Consider the following 1,091-nt stretch of genomic DNA (forward strand, 5'->3'; position numbering starts at 1 on the left):
GTAGCCCCTTGAAAAAACGAGGAGGTTACGCCAATGAATGAGTACGCGAATTCGCTAAAAGAAACACTGACATCCCTCATAAGAGAAATGTCAGCCGCACCAGCACCTTATGTTGAAAACCCTGAAAAAGATTTTACTCGAAAGAAAAAGCTGCCCTTTGAAACCGTTATGCAACTCCTGATCTCAATAGGTGGCAACAGCTTATATAAGGAACTCTTGGAATCGCAGGGTTATGACGTAAACACCGCAACTACTTCTGCTTTTGTTCAGCAAAGGAATAAAATCCTGCCGTCTGCTGTGGAATTCTTGTTTCACCAGTTTACGCAATCGTATATGAATATCAAGCACTACCGGGGGTATCGGTTACTTGCCATTGACGGTTCGGATTTGCATATTGCAACGGACGCTGCGGACTCGGACACCTATTTTCAAAGTAAACCGAACGCGAAAGGCTATAACCTACTGCATTTAAACGCAGCCTATGACCTATGTAACAGACTTTATGTGGATGCCATTGTTCAGCCACGAAGGTTGTCCAATGAGAGAAGGGCTCTGGCAGATATGGTTAGTCGTTCCCCCATCGAAGGAAAAACGATTGTCATTGCCGATCGAGGCTATGAAAGTTACAACAATTTCGCGCATATTGAACGCAAGGGATGGAACTATATCATACGGGTAAAGGACTTGGGCTCCACGGGGATTCTTTCTGGTTTGCATTTGCCCGCTAGCGGAGAATTCGATAGAAACGTTCAATTCACACTCACCAAAAAACAAACGAAAAAGATTAAAGCTCATCCCGAGATGTATAAGTTCGTTCCTTCCACGTCTACCTTTGATTTTTTGGATTTGCAGAAAAACTTATTTTACCCGATCTCCTTTCGAGTTGTTCGTTTACTCCTGCCGAATGGTACATATGAAACCGTCATCACAAATCTTTCTGCGGATGAATTCCCGCCCGATGAAATCAAGCTCCTATACAAAATGCGCTGGGGCATTGAAACTTCATTCAGAGCATTAAAATATACCGTCGGTCTGACTAATTTTCACGCAAAGAAGCAAAAGTCCATTGTTCAAGAGATTTTCGCAAGAAT

The 1,091-nt window shown here is 43.1% G+C and carries 1 protein-coding gene; it reads left to right on the forward strand.

Annotated features, from left to right (window positions below; all coding sequences use genetic code 11):
* Positions 1 to 33: 33 nt before the first annotated feature.
* On the forward strand, positions 34 to 1,091 hold a 1,058-nt coding region (locus IFO66_RS23620), incomplete at its 3' end, for an IS4 family transposase (protein WP_192027465.1).

Source organism: Paenibacillus arenosi (genome assembly GCF_014841135.1).
GTDB classification, from domain to species: Bacteria; Bacillota; Bacilli; order Paenibacillales; family Paenibacillaceae; genus Paenibacillus_B; species Paenibacillus_B arenosi.